The 23,386-nt window shown below is 43.8% G+C and carries 25 protein-coding genes and 1 other annotated feature; of the genes, 21 read left to right on the top strand and 4 right to left on the bottom strand.

The features are described 5' to 3' along the window. Window positions 1-37: 37 nt before the first annotated feature. The 6 genes from radC to minD all read left to right on the top strand — a co-directional run bounded on the left by radC (window position 38) and on the right by minD (window position 5,011). Window positions 38-712, top strand: a complete 675-nt coding sequence (gene radC / locus J7I90_RS10585; protein ID WP_214771365.1) for a RadC family protein — start codon at window positions 38-40, stop codon at window positions 710-712. Between the two features lie 148 nt (window positions 713-860). After that, entirely contained in the window at window positions 861-1,880 is a 1,020-nt protein-coding gene (locus J7I90_RS10590; RefSeq protein WP_034308871.1) for a rod shape-determining protein, read from the top strand. 136 nt (window positions 1,881-2,016) lie between these two features. Further along, a complete protein-coding gene (gene mreC, locus J7I90_RS10595) occupies window positions 2,017-2,889 on the top strand; it encodes a rod shape-determining protein MreC (protein ID WP_214771248.1) in 873 nt (290 codons plus the stop codon). Then, on the top strand, window positions 2,886-3,404 hold the full coding sequence (gene mreD / locus J7I90_RS10600; RefSeq protein WP_096337838.1) for a rod shape-determining protein MreD: 519 nt from the start codon (window positions 2,886-2,888) through the stop codon (window positions 3,402-3,404). Before mreC ends, mreD begins: the two co-directional genes overlap by 4 nt. A 117-nt stretch (window positions 3,405-3,521) precedes the next feature. Beyond that, window positions 3,522-4,205: a septum site-determining protein MinC gene (gene minC / locus J7I90_RS10605; protein ID WP_214771250.1), complete on the top strand. Its 684-nt coding sequence runs from the start codon at window positions 3,522-3,524 to the stop codon at window positions 4,203-4,205. Window positions 4,206-4,207: 2 nt separating this feature from the next. Then, window positions 4,208-5,011 carry a septum site-determining protein MinD gene (gene minD / locus J7I90_RS10610; RefSeq protein WP_034308862.1) on the top strand — a complete coding sequence of 268 codons (804 nt, stop codon included), beginning with the start codon at window positions 4,208-4,210 and terminating at the stop codon, window positions 5,009-5,011. A gap of 128 nt (window positions 5,012-5,139) precedes the next feature. Here minD and J7I90_RS10615 read toward each other — a convergent pair whose 3' ends face one another. Then, a complete protein-coding gene (locus tag J7I90_RS10615; RefSeq protein WP_034308861.1) occupies window positions 5,140-5,583 on the bottom strand; it encodes a S1 domain-containing RNA-binding protein in 444 nt (147 codons plus the stop codon). 247 nt (window positions 5,584-5,830) lie between these two features. Between J7I90_RS10615 and J7I90_RS10620 the strand changes: the two genes are divergently transcribed. From J7I90_RS10620 to J7I90_RS10670, 11 genes are all read left to right on the top strand, one after another. After that, on the top strand, window positions 5,831-6,580 hold the full coding sequence (locus tag J7I90_RS10620) for a M23 family metallopeptidase (protein ID WP_214771252.1): 750 nt from the start codon (window positions 5,831-5,833) through the stop codon (window positions 6,578-6,580). Then, a complete protein-coding gene (locus J7I90_RS10625; protein ID WP_034308855.1) occupies window positions 6,573-7,439 on the top strand; it encodes a M50 family metallopeptidase in 867 nt (288 codons plus the stop codon). Before J7I90_RS10620 ends, J7I90_RS10625 begins: the two co-directional genes overlap by 8 nt. A gap of 42 nt (window positions 7,440-7,481) precedes the next feature. Further along, entirely contained in the window at window positions 7,482-8,954 is a 1,473-nt protein-coding gene (locus J7I90_RS10630) for an Rne/Rng family ribonuclease (RefSeq protein WP_214771254.1), read from the top strand. A 75-nt stretch (window positions 8,955-9,029) separates the two neighbouring features. Beyond that, window positions 9,030-9,113: a sequence feature (ribosomal protein L21 leader region), on the top strand. 13 nt (window positions 9,114-9,126) lie between these two features. Further along, window positions 9,127-9,435 (top strand): 50S ribosomal protein L21, encoded by a 309-nt coding sequence (gene rplU / locus J7I90_RS10635; protein WP_034308849.1) that lies wholly within the window; start codon window positions 9,127-9,129, stop codon window positions 9,433-9,435. Between the two features lie 13 nt (window positions 9,436-9,448). Continuing rightward, window positions 9,449-9,781, top strand: a complete 333-nt coding sequence (locus J7I90_RS10640; protein WP_048688952.1) for a ribosomal-processing cysteine protease Prp — start codon at window positions 9,449-9,451, stop codon at window positions 9,779-9,781. Window positions 9,782-9,793: 12 nt separating this feature from the next. Further along, on the top strand, window positions 9,794-10,084 hold the full coding sequence (gene rpmA / locus J7I90_RS10645) for a 50S ribosomal protein L27 (protein WP_048688955.1): 291 nt from the start codon (window positions 9,794-9,796) through the stop codon (window positions 10,082-10,084). Between the two features lie 537 nt (window positions 10,085-10,621). Further along, the gene (locus J7I90_RS10650) at window positions 10,622-11,161 is read left to right on the top strand and encodes a Spo0B domain-containing protein (RefSeq protein WP_214771257.1); all 540 of its coding nucleotides are present in this window, start codon (window positions 10,622-10,624) and stop codon (window positions 11,159-11,161) included. A gap of 48 nt (window positions 11,162-11,209) precedes the next feature. Further along, complete coding sequence (gene obgE, locus J7I90_RS10655) at window positions 11,210-12,499, top strand: GTPase ObgE (protein ID WP_048688961.1); 1,290 nt, start codon at window positions 11,210-11,212, stop codon at window positions 12,497-12,499. 40 nt (window positions 12,500-12,539) lie between these two features. Further along, window positions 12,540-12,989, top strand: a complete 450-nt coding sequence (locus J7I90_RS10660; RefSeq protein ID WP_034308837.1) for an ACT domain-containing protein — start codon at window positions 12,540-12,542, stop codon at window positions 12,987-12,989. Between the two features lie 130 nt (window positions 12,990-13,119). Beyond that, a complete protein-coding gene (gene pheA, locus J7I90_RS10665) occupies window positions 13,120-13,995 on the top strand; it encodes a prephenate dehydratase (protein ID WP_214771259.1) in 876 nt (291 codons plus the stop codon). A 360-nt stretch (window positions 13,996-14,355) separates the two neighbouring features. Next, on the top strand, window positions 14,356-15,048 hold the full coding sequence (locus tag J7I90_RS10670) for a DUF6944 family repetitive protein (protein ID WP_214771261.1): 693 nt from the start codon (window positions 14,356-14,358) through the stop codon (window positions 15,046-15,048). Between the two features lie 60 nt (window positions 15,049-15,108). Here the strand turns inward: J7I90_RS10670 and J7I90_RS10675 are convergent, their stop codons facing one another. Continuing rightward, window positions 15,109-15,639, bottom strand: coding sequence for a transcription repressor NadR (locus J7I90_RS10675; protein ID WP_053535832.1), 531 nt, complete (start codon window positions 15,637-15,639; stop codon window positions 15,109-15,111). Window positions 15,640-15,688: 49 nt separating this feature from the next. Then, complete coding sequence (locus tag J7I90_RS10680; RefSeq protein ID WP_214771263.1) at window positions 15,689-16,816, bottom strand: IscS subfamily cysteine desulfurase; 1,128 nt, start codon at window positions 16,814-16,816, stop codon at window positions 15,689-15,691. A 103-nt stretch (window positions 16,817-16,919) separates the two neighbouring features. Here J7I90_RS10680 and nadB point away from each other — a divergent pair, with 103 nt between their 5' ends. Genes nadB through nadA form a run of 3 tightly spaced genes read left to right on the top strand, consistent with a single transcriptional unit; the run spans window position 16,920 to window position 20,438 of the window. Next, on the top strand, window positions 16,920-18,503 hold the full coding sequence (nadB, locus tag J7I90_RS10685; RefSeq protein ID WP_214771265.1) for an L-aspartate oxidase: 1,584 nt from the start codon (window positions 16,920-16,922) through the stop codon (window positions 18,501-18,503). Then, entirely contained in the window at window positions 18,484-19,335 is an 852-nt protein-coding gene (gene nadC / locus J7I90_RS10690; RefSeq protein WP_095395143.1) for a carboxylating nicotinate-nucleotide diphosphorylase, read from the top strand. Before nadB ends, nadC begins: the two co-directional genes overlap by 20 nt. Beyond that, entirely contained in the window at window positions 19,332-20,438 is a 1,107-nt protein-coding gene (gene nadA, locus J7I90_RS10695; RefSeq protein ID WP_214771267.1) for a quinolinate synthase NadA, read from the top strand. The genes nadC and nadA overlap by 4 nt, the downstream gene beginning before the upstream one ends. 299 nt (window positions 20,439-20,737) lie before the next feature. Here the strand turns inward: nadA and ypfJ are convergent, their stop codons facing one another. Then, complete coding sequence (gene ypfJ, locus J7I90_RS10700) at window positions 20,738-21,583, bottom strand: KPN_02809 family neutral zinc metallopeptidase (RefSeq protein WP_214771269.1); 846 nt, start codon at window positions 21,581-21,583, stop codon at window positions 20,738-20,740. Between the two features lie 345 nt (window positions 21,584-21,928). Here ypfJ and safA point away from each other — a divergent pair. Continuing rightward, window positions 21,929-23,386: SafA/ExsA family spore coat assembly protein (safA, locus tag J7I90_RS10705; protein ID WP_214771273.1), on the top strand; the 1,458-nt coding region annotated here is incomplete at its 3' end.

Here is a 23,386-nt window from a genome sequence, read left to right on the forward strand (position 1 = left end):
CCTTTTCTAAGGAAGGGTTGATCTTTTGAGCGAAAAAATGTTAATACGGGATTACCCGAAAGAAGAGAGGCCGCGCGAAAGGTTTCTCCAGGACGGGCCGCAAAGTCTTTCCAATCAGGAATTGCTTGCTTTGCTATTGAGGACAGGATCAAGGGAAGAATCAGTCCTGCAACTATCCGGCAGGCTCATGAATTCCTTCAAGGGCCTGCGCTTGCTAAAAGAAGCCTCAGTGGAAGAACTGACCGTGATTAAAGGGATTGGTGAAGCAAAAGCGATACAAATCCTGGCCTCTGTCGAACTTGGCAGGAGAATTAACAATTTAAATGACCAAGACCGTTATGTGATTCGATCTCCTGAAGATGGAGCTAATTATTGCATGGAGGAAATGCGGTTTTTATCACAGGAACATTTCGTCTGTCTCTATTTAAATACGAAAAATCAAGTGCTACAAAAAACTACTGTATTCATCGGGAGCCTCAATGCCTCGATCGTGCATCCGCGCGAGGTCTTTAAAGAGGCTTTCAAAAGGTCAGCTGCCTCTATCATTTGTCTTCATAACCACCCCTCCGGAGACCCCTCTCCCAGCAGAGAAGATATTGAAGTGACGAAAAGGTTAGTCGAATGTGGTAAAATAATCGGGATTGAAGTATTGGACCATATCATCATCGGGGAACATAAATATGTTAGCTTGAAGGAAAAAGGTTATTTATGACACTATCAAATTTTTTGACGATACGATATAATATTGTTTATGATTTTTAAAAGAGGAAACTTTTTCAAAACTCTTATTGTCAAAAAACGACAAATTATTATTTGAACTTATAAAAAGGCATTTTTGTTTACGAAAGGGAGATACCATAATGTTTGGAATTGGAGCAAGAGATATAGGGATTGATTTAGGAACGGCGAATACGCTTGTCTATGTGAAGGGAAAAGGCATCGCAGTACGTGAACCATCGGTTGTAGCGGTGCAAACAGATACAAAGCAAATCGTTGCAGTCGGAAACGATGCGAAAAACATGATCGGCCGTACACCTGGTAACGTGGTTGCCCTGCGCCCGATGAAGGATGGAGTAATTGCCGATTATGAAACGACGGCTACCATGATGAAGTATTATATGAAGGAAGCTCAAAAGAAGGGCGTATTCGGCAACAAGCCATATGTCATGATTTGTGTGCCTTCTGGAATTACGGCAGTTGAGCAGCGTGCAGTCATCGATGCAGCAAGACAAGCTGGAGCCCGTGACGCATATCCTATCGAAGAACCGTTTGCAGCAGCGATCGGTGCGGACCTTCCCGTTTGGGAGCCTACAGGCAGCATGGTCGTCGATATCGGCGGAGGGACGACGGAAGTGGCCATCATTTCCCTTGGCGGAATCGTTACAAGCCAATCGATCCGTATTGCCGGTGACGAAATGGATGATGCCATAATCGTCTACATCCGTAAGAACTACAATTTGATGATCGGTGAGCGTACTGCTGAAGCGATCAAAATGGAAATTGGTTCTGCTGGAGACACGGAAGGCGTCGAAAACATGGAAATTCGCGGCCGTGACCTATTGACTGGATTACCAAAAACGATCGAAATTACAGCTGAGGAAATATCCAAAGCATTAAGCGACACCGTTTCTGCAATTGTGGATTCCGTGAAAAACACTTTAGAGAAAACACCACCTGAATTAGCCGCTGACATCATGGACAGAGGCATTGTACTGACAGGCGGGGGTGCTTTGCTGCGCAATTTGGATAAAGTCATCAGTGAAGAAACGCAAATGCCGGTGATCATCGCTGAAAATCCTCTGGATTGCGTTGCGATCGGAACGGGAAAAGCGCTGGACCACATTCATTTATTCAAGACTAAATCAAGAGATTCGCGATAAGCATTACTTCTCAAATAGGGCCGGCTCAACAAAAGGTGCAATTTTGAGCCGGTTTTCTTATGTTTTGCTATTTCATTAAATCCATAGTGTAATTTTAAAAACCATAGAGTAAATTTTAGATAGAGGTGTAATCACCATGCCACAGTTTTTTAATAAAAAGCTCCTTCTCTTGCTCGTTAGTATTATCGTTCTCGTGGCATTGATCGGTTTTTCATTAAGGGAGAGAGAAGAGTTGACCTGGCCGGAGCAATTCCTGAAAGATACGACAGGCTGGGTCGGAAATGTGTTTAATAAGCCAGTATCGGGTATAACAGGTTTTGTAGGGGGCTTAAAAGACCTTCAACATACATACGATGAAAACAAAAAATTGAAAGCCCGCTTGGATGAATATGTATTATTGAAAACCCAAGTCCAAGATTTAAAGGAAGAAAATGAAGAACTTCGCGACAACCTCAAAAAAGAAGATGACCTGCGGAAGTATTCGCCCACTCAGGCGACGGTCATCGGCCGCAATCCCGACCGCTGGCATGAAATGCTGACGATCAATAAAGGGAAGCGTAATGGGGTAGAAAAAAACATGGCTGTCATCACTTCCAATGGGTTAGTCGGTAAGGTGAAATCAGCGACGGATTTCACGGCCTCGGTTCAACTTTTAAGTTCGATCGATAAAGCCAACCGTGTCTCAGCCATCGTTCAGGGTGATGATAAAGCATATGGCTTGATTGAAGGGTTCGATGATAAGAAGAACCTTTTGCTGATGAAACGGATTCCTTACGATAAAAAGATCAAGAAAAATTCATTGGTCATCACATCCGGTTATGGAGGAATCTTTCCGAAAGGTCTGCTGATCGGGAAAGTTGTCGATGTCAAAGTGGATCAATATGGATTGAACCAGACTGCATATATCGAACCTTCGACGGATTTTTATGATATTAATAATGTCATGGTCGTTCAGCGTGAAGTGGACGGTGTACAGAAAGAAAGTGAAGGGGAGGATGAAGCTGAGTGAGATATTTCATCCTTTCTTTCATAGCCTTGGTTTTTTTTGTTTTTGAAAGCATCTTCGCCCAGATGTTCGCTGGAGATGCATTCGGGGCCGATAAAATCCTCGTGCCCCATTTCATGATGATATTCGTTTTTTTCCTGACCATGTACGGGTCCAGGAAAATGGGTATGCTTTATGGGGCGATTCTTGGGTTGACTTATGATGTCGTATATACGGAAATCCTTGGAATTTACATGTTCCTGCTGCCTTTTCTTGCCTATCTGATATCGAAAAGCATGAAAATCCTGCAAAATAATATTTTGATTGCCTGCCTTACTGCGCTTTTATTCACGGCAGTTTTAGAGGTTGTCATCTTTCAGATGAATATCATCCTATCATTTGCAGATATGGGATTTGGTGAATTTGCGGAACGGAGATTGATTCCGACATTATTATTGAATCTCGCATTCATTATCATCAGTTGCTATCCTTTAAAGAGAATGATTGAAATGCTTGATTTGCAAGGAGAAACGGAATAACGTTCCTGTGTCTTTAAGAAGCAGGTGGGAAATGTATTTTCTCTTTTCCGTGTACGTAGAAAAAGGAAATTTGTTTTCCTATGTCGAATTATATTTCATTGAGGTGAAACAAACGTCATGAATAAAAGAATTCAGCAAAATGTCATGATTAAGGGAACAAAAGACGGGTTTATGCTTCATCTCGATGATTCTTGCTCCTTTTCCGAATTATTGAAAGAGTTAGAAGTGAAGCTTTCGGCAAACTATCAGTTTCAAGAAAATGACCCGTCCATTTCCGTAAAAGTACATACAGGGAACCGCTATCTTGATGAACAACAAGAAGAAAAGATTAAAGAGGTCATCCATAAAAAGAAGAAGCTTTTCGTGGTTGAGATGATTTCGAATGTCCTGTCGAAGGATGAAGCGAAACGATGGAAAGAAGAAAACCAAGTGACGACCGTGACAAAGGTGATAAGGTCGGGACAGGTTTTTGAAGTTCCCGGCGACTTACTGTTAATTGGGGATGTCAATCCCGACGGAACGGTTCGAGCGGGTGGCAACATATATATCATGGGACAGCTAAAGGGAATAGCCCATGCCGGATATAAAGGGAATAATGAGGCCATCATAGCTGCCTCTGTCATGAAGCCTGCCCAGCTGCGCATTGCCGGACAAGTGAACTTATCTCCTGATCAATATTCAAAATGGGGACATGACTTGGAATGTGCCTTCATGGATGAAGAAGAAAATATCATTATAGAAAAACTGCAAGTTTTAAAGAAATATAGACCTAATTTAAATAGATTAGAAGGGGGTCTCTAATCGTGGGAGAGGCAATAGTTATAACATCCGGTAAGGGTGGTGTCGGGAAAACGACCACCTCCGCCAATTTAGGAACATCTTTAGCTCTTCTAGGCAAGAAGGTTTGCTTGATTGATACGGATATTGGTCTTCGGAATTTGGATGTGATCATGGGATTGGAGAATCGCATCATCTATGATTTGGTCGATGTGGTCGAAGGGCGCTGCAAGATACACCAGGCGCTCATTAAGGATAAACATTTCGAGGATTTGCTTTATTTGCTTCCAGCTCCGCAAAATAGTGATAAAACAGTGGTGAATGAAGAGCAGATGAGGAAACTCATAAGCGATATGAAGCCTGACTATGATTATGTCATCATTGATTGCCCTGCAGGCATCGAACAGGGGTTCAGGAATGCCATAGCTGGGGCAGACAAGGCGATTATCGTTACGACGGCAGAGAGACCGGCTGTAAGGGATGCTGACCGTATTATTGGCTTGCTTGAAAAAGAAGAGCATATTGAACCGCCTCAATTGATCATCAACCGGATTCGCGGACATTTGCTTCATGAGGATGAAGAAATGGATATCGATGGAGTTGCCGATTTTCTTAAGATTGATTTGATCGGCGTCATCCCTGATGATGACCAGGTCATTGTGGCAGCGAATAAAAAGGAACCCATTGCCTACAATCCGGACAATAGAGTCTCGCTAGCCTATCGGAACATTGCCAGAAGGATCCTTGGTGAATCTGTGCCCTTGACTCCAATTGGCAGCGAACCAAAGGGCTTCATGTCCAAGTTGAAAAAATTCTTTAGCGTGCGGTAAATCCATATTCTTTTGTCAAGAAGCGGGAGCATTTGATGCCCTCGCTTTTTTTTGCATGGAACTTCATGAAAATAAAAAAGGCAAGCCGTATCCCGGCTTGCCTGTTCTATATGCTGAAATGCAGCGGGTTATCCGCGTCTTCCGCCTCTGCCGCCGCGTTTTGATTCAGTGCTGCGTTTAAGAGTCGATAAATTTTCTTCGCTAGTCTTTAAAAAGCGCACCATTTTATCTTCGAAATTTTCCTTTGGTTGGAAATTACCTTTTGAACGAAAATCTTTAGAACGGCTATCCCCTTGGCGTGGTGGGCGTTTGGTATAAGAAGAGGTTTGCCCTTCGGGTCTATCTATAGCCTTTTTGATGGACAAGGCAGTTTTTCCGTCTTTCTCACTAATCACTTTTACTTCAATTTGGTCGCCTACTTTAAGATGGTCATTTACGTCTTTTACATAGCTATCTGCTACCTCACTGATATGCACAAGACCTGTTGAGCCTCCTGGTAATTCTACGAATGCTCCAAAATTAGTGATACCTGTTACTTTACCTTGTACTTTGCTGCCTATTTCGATTGACATAAAAAAATGTTCCCCCTCAATAATGTTAAAACCACTTTATTATAACAAATTTCAGGGAACAATATCAATCTCAATTATTAGATTTTCTTAATCGATACAGAAACACCTTGGAAATTCATTAGTTTCCTGATGATTTTTTCATTGGAAAAATTTTTCAGGATGTGCAGCTTTTCCCCGTCATAGTCTGGACAAGTTGCTCATACGTTGTAATATAGCGCTTTGACATGAGCAGGGAGGGGAATCTGGAATGGATGATCGCAGGAAAGATATCCGAAATCGTATTGCCAAGAGACGCAAGTTTAATGATAAGCCGGCAGGAAGCGGCAGTTGGACGGAAATCAACAATGAGGAACCATATGGAATTGATTCTTATAACGGGTATTCCGAGAAAGATCATCCACTCTTCAAGAAAGAATATTTTTTCTTTAAAATCCTTGCCAGTGTATGCCTGTTCCTGATAGTTGCGGTGATGTTCAAACACCCTTCTGTGCGGCTGGACCCTGCCAGAAGTTTTGTCACGGAGAACATGAACAAGGAATTTCAGTTCGCTTCAATCTCCAATTGGTACGAAAGTGCGTTTGGTAAACCAATCGCTTTTTTACCGAATGAAGCCAATACGGAAACTGTTGATTCGAATGAGGAATATGCAATGCCAGCTTCTGCGAAGATTGCCCAAAACTTCGAGACGAACGGTGAGGGAATCATATTGGAAACGAGCAAAGGCTCAAAAGTAGAGGCCGTTAATGAAGGGGTCGTCATTTTTGCCGGTGAAAAGGAGGGGATCGGAAAGACGGTAGTCATTCAGCATGCCAATAAAACTGAATCTTGGTATGGGCAGCTGAAAGAAATTGATGTGAAATTGTATGAGTTCGTTAAAAAGGGCAATGAAGTCGGACAGGTTACACTAAGTGAAGATGGATCCAAGGGCAGATTTTATTTAGCGATAAAAGAAAATGATGCTTTCGTCGATCCCAAAAAGGTGATTTCCTTTGAGTGAATATGCGAAGTTACTGTTTAAAATCAGGGTGCACCCGACACTGTGGTTTGTCATTGGCATCGCCATCCTCACTGCCCATTTCGTTGAAATGATGATGCTGCTGCTCATCGTCTTCATTCATGAAATGGGGCATGCTGTCTGTGCCCAGCACTTCAAATGGCGGATAAAGTCAATCCAGCTGCTTCCTTTTGGCGGGGCTGTCGAGACTGAGGAGTATGGAAATAAGAGTTTGAAGGAGGATTTGGCGGTGGTGCTTGCCGGTCCGCTTCAACATGTTTGGCTCATTGGTGCAGCTTTTTTGCTCTATTTCTTTACTATTATCCCATATGAGCTGTATCAGCCCTTTTTGTATATGAATCTCATGCTGCTGATTTTTAATCTGCTGCCAATTTGGCCCTTGGACGGGGGACGCTTGTTATTCATCGGTATTTCCCTATACTGCACCTTTTTGGAAGCACAGAAACATACCCTTCATTTTTCTGCAGTATTCGCTGTCCTGGCTTTTTTGACCTGGATCATACTGGATCCGCTCAATTTGAACATCTGGCTCATCATCTTTTTCATAAGTCTCTCACTCGTCATGGAATGGCGGCAGAGGTATTACGCGTTCATCCGCTTTCTTTTGCAGCGCCATTACGGGCATACGAATGATTTGGCGAAACTGAAGCCGATATCGGTGGATTCACAAGAACCGATTTATAAAGTGCTGGAACTGTTTCAACGCGGCTGTAAACACCCCGTCATCATCATGAAAAACGGGAAAGAGAGCGGCTCGTTGGATGAAACGGAAATCCTTCATGCCTATTTTTCGGAGAAAATGACGAACGGGAAAATCGGCGACCTATTATATTCTTATTAAATATGTTATCCTTTCTTCAAATTGAGGAGAGGATTTTTTTTGATGAAAAAAATGATCGCGAACCTGGCTTCACGCGAAAAAAGAGTGGCCGTCCTTGAGAATGGTGTTTTACGTAAACTTGAAATCATGCCGCCTCAAAAGCGCAGTACGGTCGGTAATATTTATCTTGGGAAGGTGACGAAGGTGCTGCCGGGAATGGATGCCGCCTTCATTGATTATGGTGCAGAGAAGAATGGTTTTTTACACCGTGACGAGATTCCCTCTTTCCAGCTTACAAAAAAAAGTGATGGGAAAGCATCCATCGGTCAATTTGTCCGTCAGGGAGAAAAGCTGCTAGTTCAGGTGACGCGGGATGAAACGGGAACAAAAGGAGCTAAATTGACGGGGCTGATCGAGTTTTCAACGGAGTCCCTCGTATACATACATGGAATAGATTATGTTGGTGTTTCAAAGAAATTCAAAAACGACGGTCTTCAGAAGCAATGGCGGGAAACGGCCATGCAGCATAAAAATCCTGATGAAGGATTGATTGTCCGCACCTCGATGGAGAACGAAAGTGAATCGGTCTTCCTTGACAGGTTAACTGGATTGCGGGAGCTCCATAAAGGGCTTGAAGTCAAGGCTGCGTCCCTTAAGGCCCCGTCCCTTCTCTATGAAAGGGACGCATACCTTGATATGATCATTTCCGAAATGTCGGGAACGGTGACCGGGGAACTTGCCATCGATGACTTCGAGGCCTATCGCGAGTTGAAAAAGTGGATACAGGAAAACCGTAAGGAGTGGGAAATATCCCATGTAGCGGGTACCAAGAATATTTTTTCCGAATGGAATGTGGAAGCGCAAGTTGAGAAAATGGCCAAGAAAATCGTTTGGCTTGATAATGGCGGATATTTAATTTTTGAAGAAACGGAAGCTTTCACCGTAATCGATGTCAATTCAGGTAAGTTCACCGGCAAGGTGGCGAAGGAAGCAACATTGTTTGCGGTTAATCAGGCTGCGGCGAAAGAGGTCGCCCGTCAACTGAGATTGAGGAATATCAGCGGAATCATCCTGATAGATTTCATCAATATGGACCAGTCCCGGCATAAGCAGGAAATCATCGAAATCGTCAAAAAGGAAGCGATGAGGGATGAGAAGCGAATCCAGGTCATCGGTTTTACGGAACTGGGCATTTTACAAATGACGAGAAAGCGAACCTCCCCGTCTTTAAGTGAAATGACGACGGTGCCTTGCCCTGTGTGCAGTGGAAGCGGTAAAATCGAGAGCCCGGAAACGGTGGCCTTCCGGTTGGAACGTGAACTGCTGGAACACAGGAAGACGGATGATGAAGCGGTATGGGTGGAGGTCAGTAAAGCGGTGGCGGACGTGCTGCTTGGTGAAAAGGAATCATATCGGCCGGCATTGGAGGAATTGATCGCTAAAAAGATATTCCTGTCTTTTATCCCAGGTTTGACGAATGCCTATTCCATCAAGCGATTCGGAAGCATTCAGGAAATCGGGCGCGCTTTCGAGTGAAGAGCGGGAATTGTTATAAATATATTGACAGCCTTTCCTGTTTCATGGTAGGATTTTAATGTTATGTTTGTAGCACCCGTGCTACAACCGCTCAACATCAGGTTTTAAGCTTTTGCCTTTTTGGTAAAACGCCTGTGATTGGCGAGTCTGAGACATTTAAGGAGGTGCAAGTATGTACGCAATTATCGAAACTGGCGGTAAACAAATTAAAGTAGCAGCTGGCGAAGCGGTTTACATTGAAAAATTAAACGCAGAAGCAGGCGAAACTGTTACATTTGACAAAGTTTTATTCGTAGGTGGCGAAGACGTGAAAGTCGGTGCTCCACTAGTTGAAGGCGCTACTGTAACAGGTACTGTCGAAAAACAAGGTAAGCAAAAGAAAATCACTGTTTTCAAATACAAAGCGAAGAAAAACAATCGTAAAAAACAAGGTCATCGTCAACCATACACTAAAGTTGTTATCGAAGCAATCAACGCGTAAGGGCTGATTCTAGATGATCAAAGTTGTATTTGATGCTCCGCAGGAACGGATTGCTTCGTTCACCTTAAGCGGACATGCTAATTTTGCTAAAAAAGGTTCTGATATCGTTTGTGCAGGTGTATCGGCTGTTTCCTTCGGGGCAGTCAATGCCATCATGTCCTTAACGGACGTAGAGCCTGAGATTGAGCAAGGGCGAGAAGGCGGCTATCTTCGCTGCGCCATTCCGGGGAATCTTTCGCCGGAATCGGAAGAGAAGGTTCAGCTGCTTTTGAACGGAATGCTCATATCACTGCAAACCATCGAACGTGATTATGGTAAATACATGAAAATTATCCTCAACCAATAGGAGGTGGAACAAATGTTAAGATTAGATCTTCAGTTCTTCGCTTCGAAAAAAGGAGTAGGTTCTACAAAGAACGGACGTGACTCAATCTCCAAGCGTCTTGGCGCTAAACGTGCAGATGGTCAATTCGTATCTGGTGGTTCTATCCTTTACCGTCAACGCGGAACAAAAATCTATCCAGGTGAGAACGTAGGCCGTGGTGGAGACGATACTCTATACGCTAAAGTAGACGGTGTTGTTAAATTCGAACGTTTCGGACGTGACCGTAAAAAAGTAAGCGTATATCCAGTTGCACAAGAAGCATAATTGGCATCTTTGAACAGAGGCTGACTCAAAAGGGTCTGATTCCTTCTACAAGACACTATATACCGCGTCATTTTTAATAATGGTATGCTATATAGTGATGAAGGGGTCCGGCCCTTTATTTATACTATAGGAACGAACCAGCATTTTGCAGGAGACTTTAGTCATTAGTATAAGGAAACAACCTCTGACTTACAAAAGGCTCGCCAATAGGCGGGCTTTCTTAAACTTTCAGGGGGGAAATCCAAGATTATTCATCCATCCGATTTGGTTAAACCAAATAGACACTCCAATTCAACTATAATATCTCCAATTGGTGCATAAATAAGGCCCATTCTCTTTTTTAGTTCAAATGGCTCTACCATCGTCCAAAGAACTCAGGGTGTGCGGCTGTATTTTTTGGACGGGGGCTTTCATGTGAAGGCATGTGAATCGAGCTTCATTTCCTGTTTGTTGTTTTTTTGATATACTGTACAAATGGAAGTATTCAACATGATAGAGCTGAAAAAAGTTTCTTTATCATAATTGAAGGTGTTAATAATGGATAAAAATTGGACGACTATTGAAACTCTGCGTCAAACCAGGCATGACTGGCTGAATAAAATTCAAATCATCAAAGGGAATCTGGAGTTGAACAGAATTGATCGTGTCAAGGGCATCATTGATGAAATCATTGTTGAAACCCAGAATGAAGCACGACTTTCCAGTTTGAATTTACCTAAGTTCACCGAGATGCTGTTGACGTCGAATTGGAATAATGGATCATTTTATTGCGAATATGAAATCATTGATGTTTTCGAAGGCTCAACCGAGATGGACGGGCTGATGTATCGCTGGACATGCGATTTCTTCAAGATTCTGGATAAAAACCTGGATCCGTTTTTTGAAAATATACTGGCTGTTTCTATGTGTAAAAAAGAAGTGAGCGATATGCACTGTACATTTCATATGCAAGGCAGGTTCATTGATCAATCCCCAGTGATCGAGTTTTTGGAAAGTTCATTAACGGCCGAGCAATCAATTGAAATTCTTGAATGTAATGAGGATGAAATATTTTTTAAGATGGATATTAACTTTTAGAGAAGTATACAGCAAGAATTGACTTGCAGAAAACAAGGAAGTGATAGCATGTTTGTCGATCAAACGAAAGTCTATGTAAAAGGCGGAGACGGTGGTAACGGGATAGTTGCTTATCGTCGTGAGAAATTCATACCTAAAGGCGGACCGGCTGGCGGAGATGGCGGTAATGGGGCCAATGTCGTATTTGAAGTGGAAGAGGGCTTGCGTACATTAATGGATTTCCGTTACCAACGTCACTTTAAGGCACCTCGCGGAGAACATGGCATGTCCAAAAACATGCATGGTGCGGCTGCAAAAGATATGGTCATCAAGGTTCCACCTGGCACCGTTGTCATCGATGATAAAACGAAGGAAGTCATTGCTGATTTAGTTGAGCATGGACAACGCGCCGTTATCGCCAAAGGTGGCCGCGGAGGCCGGGGAAATTCCCGTTTTGCCACGCCTGCAAATCCTGCACCTGAAATCGCGGAGAATGGCGAACCCGGCCAAGAACGCGATATCGTCATGGAATTGAAACTGTTGGCTGATGTCGGTTTGGTTGGTTTCCCAAGTGTAGGGAAATCCACTTTGCTTTCTGTCGTATCCGCAGCTAGGCCTAAAATTGCCGAATATCATTTTACAACGATCGTACCGAACCTCGGAATGGTGGAAACGGAAGATCACCGCAGCTTCGTCATGGCCGATTTACCTGGTCTGATCGAAGGCGCTTCAGAAGGAGTGGGACTTGGACATCAATTCCTGCGCCATATTGAAAGAACGAGGGTAATTGTTCATGTAATCGATATGTCGGGTCTTGAAGGCCGGGATCCATATGAAGACTACCAAACAATCAATAAAGAATTGGAAGAGTATAACCTGCGCTTGACTGAACGTCCGCAAATCATTGTAGCAAGTAAAATGGATATGCCGGATTCAGAAGATAACTTAGCTGCTTTCAAAGAAAAGCTGGAAGAAGACTATCCTGTCTTCCCGATTTCTGCCGTGACGCGTGAAGGGATCCGTGAGCTTCTTTATGCAATCGCTGATAAAATCGAAGAGACCCCTGAGTTCCCTCTTGAACATGAAGAAGAGAATACTGGAATCCACCGGGTACTATATAAACATACATCACAGTCGGATGAATTTAACATTGAACGCGAACCCGATGGCAGCTTTGCCGTATCAGGATTCAAGATCGAGCGTCTATTCAAAATGACTGACTTCACCCGTGAAGAGTCCATACGTCGGTTCGCCAGACAGCTTCGTTCATTCGGAGTCGACGAAGGCCTTCGCCAAAAAGGTGCGACAAACGGCGATATCGTCCGTATCCTTGAATATGAATTTGAATTTGTTGATTGATTGGAGACCATGATGGCAGGCAAAAGGAGGCGTGCGGAGTTTGAATAAGTCCGATCAGAAATTTTTCCTCGTTCGAGAGGATGTCCTTCCCGAAGCGATGAAAAAAACGCTGGATGCAAAAGAAATGATCGAACGGGGAAAAGCGGAATCAGTTTGGGAAGCGGTACAGCGAGTGGACCTAAGCAGGAGTGCTTTTTACAAATACCGTGACACGGTTTTTCCGTTTCATACAGTTGTTAAGGAAAAGCTGATTACACTGTTCTTCTATCTTGAAGATCGTTCTGGTACTCTATCGGAGCTTTTACGGCTCGTCGCCTCATCCGGTTGCAACATCATGACCATCCACCAAACGATTCCTTTACAGGGACGTGCAAATGTCACCCTATCCCTGAATACGGGTGGGATGACGATGGATATTAATGAACTGCTCACTAAACTGCGTAAAATGGAGTTCGTCGAAAAAGTCGAAATCATTGGTAACGGCGCATGAAAACAGCCTGTACATTACACATGTACAGGCTGTTTTCATTTGTAAGAGGAAATTAACGATTAACTATTGTAAAAAATCAGAAAATGGCATAACATAAACAATAGATTTTCCGTGAGAAGGAGTTTATAATATGACAGCAAAAATTGCATTTCTTGGACCAAAAGCAACGTTCACGGATTTAGCTGTATCGCGACTATTTCCTAATGATATAAAAATACCGATGAACACGATTCCGGACTGCCTTGATGCTGTTCGGGACGGGGAAGTGAATCACGCGCTCGTGCCGATCGAGAATGCTTTGGAGGGTTCGGTAAATATAACGATGGATTACTTAGTCCATGAAGTCACATTGCCGATGAAAGGCGAAGTGACGATTCCAATCCAACAGCATTATATGGTGCACCCGGATCATGCATATCCTGGTTTCAAACCTGACATGGTTTATTCACATTCCCATGCCATCGCTCAATGCCGCAAATTCCTACATAATGAGCTAAGGGGCATTCCGTATGAGTATGTGACATCCACAGCAGCCGCTGCGAAGATGGTGTTGGAGAATCCCGATATCAATATTGCTGCGATTGCAAATGATATGGCTGCGGAGGAGTACGGTTTGACGATTGTAAAACAAAATATTCACGATTATGAACATAATCACACCAAGTTTATCGTCATATCCAACAGTGAAGTCGACTATGAAGGGCATTTGACCGTTGAAGGGGACAAGAAAACGACCTTGATGATTCAACTGCCTGCCGACCATTCAGGGCAGCTGCACCAAGTGCTTTCCGCTTTTTCCTGGAGGAAACTTAACCTTTCCAAGATTGAATCAAGACCCATGAAAACAGGATTGGGCAATTACTTCTTCATCATCGACATCGAAATGTCCCTTGACGATGTCCTCATCCCAGGAGCGATCTCTGAGCTCGAGGCCTTAGGATGTACGGTATCGATCATGGGAAGCTATACATGCTTTAAAGTCCAAACTGGTGTACCGCAACGATGAATGTTAAAAGCTGAGTACAATGAATAAGAAGGGTGCCCCGGAATTATTTCCAGGGCATTTTTTGTGTTCGTTAAGATTTGTATTTCCCTTGTGTACAAGTTCCTAAAATGGTGGGCTGTCATTTGATGAAATATATAGCAATAGGCAGGTTTATTGGATTTTGGGAAGGTGCGAAGTTTTTCATGATAAAAAGTGCCTATGATTCTGGATGAAAAACAAACACCGATTGTGCTGGAAGCAAATACAATAAGTAAATCTCGGTGGGCCACATGTGGAACTGGCAATACATATTATGAAAACTAATTCAGTGGATGCACCTTTTTAATCAAAAATGCGGGGAGAGGGTGGTGGTCAGCAGAGATGGATAATCAATTCAAAGAAACTTTCGGTTCTTGGATTCAAGCGATAGGAACTGTCATTTCTGCTATAGCGGGTACACCCTCCTATGTCTTGGACGAAGAATTTCGTAATAACTTGGATTTGATTGGAAATGAACTTCAAGCAACAGGAAATGCCTTATTGGCCGACGCGGAAGAAACCTGGTCTCTAGATAAATTCGGGAATATAATACAGGCAATCGGAAATTCGACTGTTATCTTAGGCTTAGTCATTGATTTTGATGAAATAACGAAACAGGAATTAATCATCAAAGGCAATCTGATTCAAGCGTTGGGAGGAGGAACCGCTTTGGCGGGGGCATACGAAAATCCGGATGAACCGGAACAGGCCTTCAATGCTACGGGAAATTTGTTGCAGGCGATTGGGAATTCGATGCAAGCGATGGGTGGAATTGCCGAACTTAAAAATAGCATTCTGGAAAAAGACCAAGATAAGGATCAAGAACAAGAAGAACAAGATAAGGAGCAGGAACAGCAAAAATATCAATATCCTAATTTGGAAGAGAAGCCATCTGATGCAGAATTAATTCAAGTGGTGGGGGGCTGGGTACAGGCGGTCGGTTCCGTCATTAGCCTTATAGGGCAGTTGAGAAGTAACGAAGATGAAAACTCCGGGAATGGAAGCTCAAATGAAAGCAACTCCAATGCTGAGTGAGCATGAGAGTCCATAAAAAAAATCCTCAAAAGCCCTATCTTTTGAGGATTTTTCGTTCATTCAATCGACTAAAATGCCGGCATCCCTCAAAGCGCACTCCGCTTCGTCGAGCAGTTCTTCAGATGATGCGCTCAGTGTATGGAGATGGATGCCGCTCGTCAGTTCCGATAAAAACGATGCATTCGTTGCCGTCACCCTTGAAAGGAATTGCTGGACCTCCTTACGGCTGCTGACCATGATGGAAGCGGTTAGGTCGCCGTATACGGGGTGCTCGATTTTGACATCTTTCACCGTGATGCCGATATCCACTAGTAAATATAGTTCTTCTTGGGTCCGGGAAGGATCGTGCTGGCAAGCAATGATCCTTTCCGGCTTCTGCGTGCTCCCCGTTTGTAGGTACAGATAGCCTTGGCTTGTGGCAATGATAGGTTCATTCCGCGCTTTCAGGAGGGTTATGTCACCAACGATAACCTGCCGGCTTACATTCGTTATTTGCGAAAGCTCGCTGCCCGTTACAGGCTCCGTGCTTGTTTGCAATAAATGTAAGAGTTTCGTCCGTCTTTCTTCCCCAAGTAGTTTCTTTCTTTCCATAAACATTCACCTCTTTAATTACAAACATTCTAACACAGATTGGAGGGGTTTATCGAATGGAAGCTATTCCTTCGATGCAGTCCGCCAACTTGTGAATGTCGCCGGTTGTCGTGTTTTTGCCAAAGGAAAAGCGGACGAATTGATGGGCTTCATCTTCGCTTTTTCCAATGGCCATCATCGTTTTTGAAGGATCCTGTTTACCGATTTGGCAGGCGCTTCCCGTCGAAACGGCGAATCCTTTCTGGTTTAATTCCAGCATGATGTACTGTCCTTGCAATCCTGCGAAGGTCAGTGCCAGTATGTGAGGCAATTGCTCGTATTTTGCTTCGATGATTTGAAAATCGATTTTCAAATCCGTCAGCCGTTGAATCAATTGCGTCCTAAGTGCGGAAATCCGTTTTCGTTCATCTTCCATGATGTCTCCTAATTTCTTAGCAGCGGTCACGAAGGAAGCTATCGCGGGGACGTCCACTGTTCCTGGTCTGAAACCATATTCATGAGTGATATTCGGTACCGAAGCCTTCAACTGATGGATGGCCGGGAAAATGACGGCCCCGGTCCCTTTTGGACCATAAACTTTATGACTGGAAACGGATAGTCCATCACATGAGGCGGCTATCTTGCCAAGCGGTAATTTAGCAAATGATTGGACGCAATCCACATGAAAAAAAGCCTGGTGTTTTCGAACGATTTCACTTATTTGCTCAATGGGTTGAATGACCCCGATTTCCGAATTCACATGTTGGACAATGACTAAGCATGTTCTCTCCGACATGGATTCCTGCAGATGTCCAATATCAACACGGCCATCTTCCAAATGCCGTAAATAAGTAACCTCGAAGCCATCTTGTTCAAGCTTTTCGACGAAATTGGCAAGAGATGCATGTTCAGTCCGGCTTACAATCAAATGGTTCTGCCAGGATGGTTTCGAAGCGATGAATGTATTTATCGCAAGCATGTTGCTTTCTGATCCGCCGCTCGTAAAGATGATTCCTTCCTTTTTTATGTTCAGCATTTCTGCGAGTTGCTGCCGTGACATATCCAATAAACGTGCCGCTTCAGAGCCAATATCATGCAAACTGCTCGCATTCCCGAAAAACTTCCGGGATGCTTGGCTGAATACGTCGAGAGCCTCCTCGTCAATCGGTGTTGTAGCGGCGTAATCCAAATAAATCAAGAAATCACTTCCATCCTTTAATCTTAAAAAACTCTTGATAATAGTTTAATAATATGTAAATATAGTTGTCAAGACACCTGTCATAAACAGGAGGAATGAAATAATGGTAAAAGCGGAAATCATCGTGATAGGCAGCGGGATTGCTGCCTTGAAAACGGCATTGGAAGCAAGTGAGCATAAGCATGTGATACTCATCACAAAATCGAATATTCGTCATGGTAATTCATATTTAGCTCAGGGCGGGATTGCTGCTGCAATATCTGATCGTGACAGAGTATCCTTACATAAAAAAGATACGCTGGCGGCTGGTCAGAGATATAACAAAGTGAAGGCAGTGGAAAAGCTCGTCGAAGAGGCACCTTCGGTTATAGCTGAACTTATAGAATCGGGTATGCAATTTGACCATGATCATGACGGAACTCTATTGCTTGGCATGGAGGGCGCCCACAGTGAACGAAGAATCCTCCATAGTCACGGTGATGCTACCGGAAAGTACATCATGGAACATCTTATAGGCTGCTTGAAAAAATCATCGGTTACTGTGATGGAGAATGTTACTGCAGTGGAGTTGATTATCGGGAAAGATGATTCTTGCATAGGCGTTAAAACACTTGATAGGGCAGGGGAACTCGTAACCTATCATGCTGAACAGACTGTTTTGGCAACAGGCGGCTGTGGCTCCCTATACCATTTCACTTCAAATTCACAAACGGTTTCAGGTGATGGAATCGCACTTGCATTCAAGGCTGGTGCAAAAGTTCGTGACATGGAATTCATACAGTTCCATCCGACTCTGCTTTTTGTAAATGGCCAAGCGAAAGGCCTGGTTTCTGAAGCGGTTCGCGGGGATGGTGCGAGATTAGTGACGGAAATGGGAAAGCCAATCATGGAGGATGTCCATGGCTTGAAGGATCTAGCACCAAGGCATGTTGTTGCACAGACGATCTTTTCTTATATACAGCGCGGTGAAAAGGTATTTTTGGATATTTCGATGATTAAGGATTTTAAAAATCGTTTTCCGACAGTTACCTCATTATGTGAAAAAAGCGGGCTGGACCTTGAATTGGGTAAAATTCCGGTTGCACCTGGAAACCATTTTCTAATGGGAGGGATTGAAGTGGATGAATCGGGTCAAACCTCAGTACCCTCTTTGTATGCAGTTGGTGAAGTGGCATGCACTGGTGTACATGGTGCAAACCGATTGGCAAGCAACTCCCTTCTCGAAGGACTGGTTTTTGGAAATACGCTAGGCCGTTTCCTTGCTAAAGTGGCGTCAAGGTCGATACCGCAAGAAAAAGAGCAGTACAAGTGTTCCAGCCAAATTTCCTTTTTACCTGATTTCACGACATTGCAGGAAAAATTAATGAACGAGGCGGGAATCGTTCGAAATGAAGCGGGTTTAACTCGACTGAAGGATTATCTTGAAACGTTTAATATCGAAAAATTGCTGCAAATGGAAGTGACGGCATTACCGATACAGGAAATAACGAAAATCAATGCCATTATTGTGGCGTGGCTGATTGCAGAATCCGCATTGACCAGGACGGAAAGCAGGGGCGGTCATTTCCGCAGTGACTATCCAAGCGAAGATGACACCCAATGGCTTGATAATTCGGTTATCCTTGCTTGCACGGATGTAAAAAACCGAGTGAAAGGGAGACAACTATATGAATATATTGAAGCTTAAGCAGATGCTGCAACAATTTTTAATGGAAGATATAGGGGAATGCGATGTAACGAGTGATACGATTTTTGATCAAGGTGAACAAGGAACCTTGACATTCATCGCAAAAGAAGGCGGGGTCTTCAGTGGAGGGGACGTCATCAAGACGGGGTTTGCATTGCTGGATGAGCAAATAGAGGTTTTCCTTTTTGTTCAAGATGGCGAAGTATTCGAAGAAGGACAGCAGCTTGCAAAAATGACCGGCGATATGGCCTCCCTTTTAAAAGGGGAACGGGTCGTTTTGAATTTGGTGCAGCGTATGTCCGGCATTGCGACACAGGCTCATAAAGCGGCCATGATATTAGCGGGGACGAAGACGAGAGCTTGTGATACGAGGAAAACTACACCAGGCCTGCGGATGCTTGAAAAATATGCGGTCCGTTCAGGCGGGGCATTCAATCACCGTTATGGTTTATATGATGCAGTCATGATAAAGGACAACCATATTTCTTTCGCTGGGTCCATAACGAAAGCGGTACAAACGGTAAAATCCAAACTGGGACATACCACTAAAGTGGAAGTGGAAACGGAATCACCACAACAGGTGCTTGAAGCAGTGGAAGCCGGTGCAGATATCATCATGTTCGATAACCGGAGTCCCGAAGAAATCAAGCAACTGATCAAATTGGTTCCCGCCCACATCATTACTGAAGCTTCTGGAGGAATCCATTTAGACAATCTAGCCTCATATCGGGAAACAGGGGTAGATTATATTTCGTTGGGCAGCTTGACGCACAGTGTCAGAGCACTGGATATTAGCGCAAAGGTCAAAGAGCAGGAGGGGATATTGAAATGAACATATTGGAGATGGCTAAAACAGCAGGAAATACATTGCCTGAAAAGTATAAAACGATGACAAAGGAAGAGATGGAGAATCGGGTCCATGGCATCAAGAAACGACTGGGGAACCGTCTGTATATCCCAGGCCATCATTATCAACGGGAGGAAGTCATTCAATTTTCGGATTCAACGGGGGATTCACTTCAATTGGCCCAGCTTTCCGCGCAAAATCGTGAAGCGGATTATATCGTGTTTTGCGGCGTGCATTTCATGGCTGAAACAGCGGATATTTTGACGGAAGAAGGGCAGACGGTTATCCTTCCTGATATGCGTGCAGGCTGCTCCATGGCGGATATGGCCGATATTGAACAAACGGAACGGGCGTGGACAAAGCTTCAGGATCTTTTTGGCGATACGATCCTTCCGCTAACTTATGTGAATTCCACTGCGGCCATCAAAGCTTTTGTAGGGAAAAATGGCGGGGCGACGGTGACGTCTTCCAATGCACAAGGGATGGTCTCGTGGGCCCTCTCGCAAAAAGAAAGAATCCTTTTTCTTCCCGATCAGCATCTTGGGAGGAATACCGCCTTTGACCTTGGAATCCCATTGAATGAAATGGCTGTCTGGGACCCGCATAAGGATGAATTGATCTATGAAGGGGAACTGGAAGATCTGAAGGTACTTCTTTGGAAAGGACATTGTTCAGTCCATGAAAATTTCACTACGGCGAATATTGAAACGCTTAGAGCGGAGCAGCCTGAAATGAATATCATCGTTCATCCCGAATGCCGCCGCGAGGTAGTCGCCCTGTCAGATTATGCGGGTTCGACATCGTACATCATAAATATGATTGAAAAAGCCGAACCAGGTAGTTCTTGGGCAATTGGTACGGAAATGAACCTTGTCAAGCGTCTTATCGCCAATAATCCTGACAAGAACATCATCTCATTAAATCCGAATATGTGTCCATGTCTTACAATGAACCGGATTGATCTGCCTCACCTGCTATGGGCGCTTGAATCCATTGAAGAAGGTATCATCATCAATCCGATAAAAGTGGAGAAGAACATTGCGGATAATGCCATCCTAGCATTAAACAGAATGCTGGAACGCGTTTGAGTCAGTGCAAAAGACTTTGAATCATAAGAAACAGAGGGGTGGAACGCCTGTTTGGTAAGCCGGCCTAATGAGGATTGAATGGTCTTATCCCGAATGCAATTTTATCATGGGATTATTGCCATGATTTTAAATCAAGACCGAGTAATTTTTACTTTTTTAAAGTGAAACTCAGGATTGAAGAAATTTGCGACACTCCTGCCGAATAACTGGCTAGCCGAGACCCATAGACGCTTGGCAGACAGTCGGCGGAAGGGGGACAAGCTCCCCCTTTTTTTATGTTTCGGAACAAGTAAGCACTTTTAAAGGTTATTCGCTTTAAAAGTATTGCCTTCATTCATATCACCGGATTTAAATCCTTTATTGAACCACCGTTTTCTCTGTTCGGATGTACCGTGCGTAAAGCTGTCTGGAACCACGTACCCCTGAGCCTTTTTTTGGATACGGTCATCTCCCACACCACTTGCAGCATTCAAGGCTTCCTCAAGATCGCCTTCTTCAAGCAAATTCTTTCCTTGGACATGATTTGCCCAAACTCCAGCCAAATAATCTGCCTGTAATTCAAGACGGACAGAATGCCTATTATATTCAGTCTCGCTGACCATTGACCGATCTGGCATTTCCTTTTCCGTTGTTCCTAAAAGTGTCTGAACATGATGTCCGACCTCGTGGGCAATGACATAGGCCATGGCGAAATCCCCGGGTGCCTGGAATTCTTGCTTCAACTCTTGATAAAAGCTGAGATCAATATATAGTTTCATGTCACCAGGACAATAAAATGGCCCTACCGAAGAAGCTGCCATCCCGCATGCCGATTCGACACTTCCTGAATACAGGACAAGGGTAGGTTCCTTATATTCCAGTCCATTTTTACGGAATTCTTCTGTCCAGACCTGCTCCGTTTCTGCAAGGACGACAGATACGAACTGCGCAAGCTCCTTCTCTTCATCCGTTTCGACATAAGAGTTGCCATTGTTCGGTTCAGTAGAATTCAAGCTGCCCAGTAAATCACTTGGATTACCGCCAAGGAGAGTTACGATCAAGACAATTACCAATCCGACCCCTCCGCCGATTCCTGCCATGCCTTTTCCAGTCATCCCTCTTTTGTCCTCGACATTCGAGCTGCCCTTTCTACCTTTCCATTTCATTATTATTCCCCCCAGGAATGTAAGATAAGTACCTGAAGACAAAGCCTTAGGCCATTTACTTTCTTATACCCGTATCTCACTAAGTTTAGACAGAAGCTTGAAAGAAGGATTTCAGAACATAACTAAAAAACCATTGCTTCCTTTCTAGGATGAATGCAATGGAATCTCCTTTTTTAAGATGTCATATCATTTATTTCTTCTCCAAAAAGTAGCTTCCATGTCCCTAAATCATTGAACCAATCATAAAAGTCATTTTTCACGCATAAGTTTTCATGATAAAAATAATAGCATTTCACCCACTGCTTCATAGAATATATGGACATATGCACAGGAGGGGTTAACAGCGTGAAAATTCATATAGTCCAAAAAGGCGATACACTTTGGAAACTCGCCAAAAAATACGGCGTCAGTTTTGAAGAACTTAAAAAAGTTAACGCGCAATTGAGCAACCCGGACATGATGATGCCCGGAATGAAAATTAAAATTCCAGGGACATCCGGAGCTGTAATAAAAGAAACGGGTAAACCAAACGTGAATATTCAGCCGGGAATGAAAGAATCCCAAATTCAACCGTATCAGGCTCAGCCAGCACCTATGAAAGAGCAGCAAAACATGCAAAAACCGGCTGTAAAAGAACAGCCGAAGTTTCAACAGCCGGTAAAAGAGCAGCCGAAATTTCAACAACCGGTAAAAGAGCAGCCGAAATTTCAACAACCGGTGAAAGAACAGCCAAAATTTCAACAGCCGGTAAAAGAGCAACCGAAATTTCAACAGCCTATAAAAGAGCAACCAATCGTTCAAAAACCAAAAAAAGAGCAGCAAATCATTCAGCCAAAGCCTATCATTAAAGAAAAGCAAAAAGTCGTTCCAAAAGAAATGCCGGTGCCTATGCCGGTAATTCCGGAGATCGATGTCAATAATTATTATATGGCCAACATGACCAATATGAGTGTGCAAAAGCCTCCTGCACCACCGCCTTTACCAAAGAAAAAAGAAGAGCCTGCAGTCACTAAAAAGAAGAAGAAAAAGCCAGCTGTACAGTCAGCTCAGGATGAGCCAGTGGATGACTGTATTCCAGTAACGCCAATCTTGCCTGGAAGCGGCTATTGCATTCAACCGCCACCGTGGGCGCATATGCACATGCAAGGCATGCAAGCCCCATACCAAGGCGTTCAAGGGTATCAGGGGGCTCCGGAAATGCATGGTTATCAAATGATGGAAGAGAGTTCTGATATTTGGGAAGAATCTTCTGACATGCAAATGATGGATCATGGATTTGTCCAAGGGGCGAGCATGAATGCACCAAGCCAGCAATACTATCCATATCAAGCCTCCGCACCGGTTCCGCACCATTATTATGGAGGGATGAATCAACAACCTCAAGCAGGTTCATATATGCAACAAGATTATGAGTCACCAGGCGAATCACCTTCCTACAATCAAAACTTCCCTCAGTTTTCACAGACTGCCGGTGAGGAAGAGGAAGATTGCGGCTGTAATAAGGGCCTACTTGGAACTTATGGACCGGAAGTGAAGGGGCAGTATCAAGGGAACCAAGGGATGGATGCCAATGCACATCACCACCCGGATTATCACCAATATCAATCCGTTCAATCACAGCAACAGGCCCCATACGCTGGGATGTCACCTAACGAGTCTCAGATGGGAATGGATATGCAATATCAATTTGATGATGAGTCAGTAGAATCAGATGGATTCATGATGATGGGCGGCCAAAACGGAGGCCAGCCAGGCATGATGATGGGCGGCCAAAACGGAGGTCAACCAGGCATGATGATGGGC

The sequence above is a fragment of the Bacillus sp. ISL-57 genome, from assembly GCF_018613135.1.
GTDB classification, from domain to species: Bacteria; Bacillota; Bacilli; order Bacillales; family DSM-1321; genus Peribacillus; species Peribacillus frigoritolerans.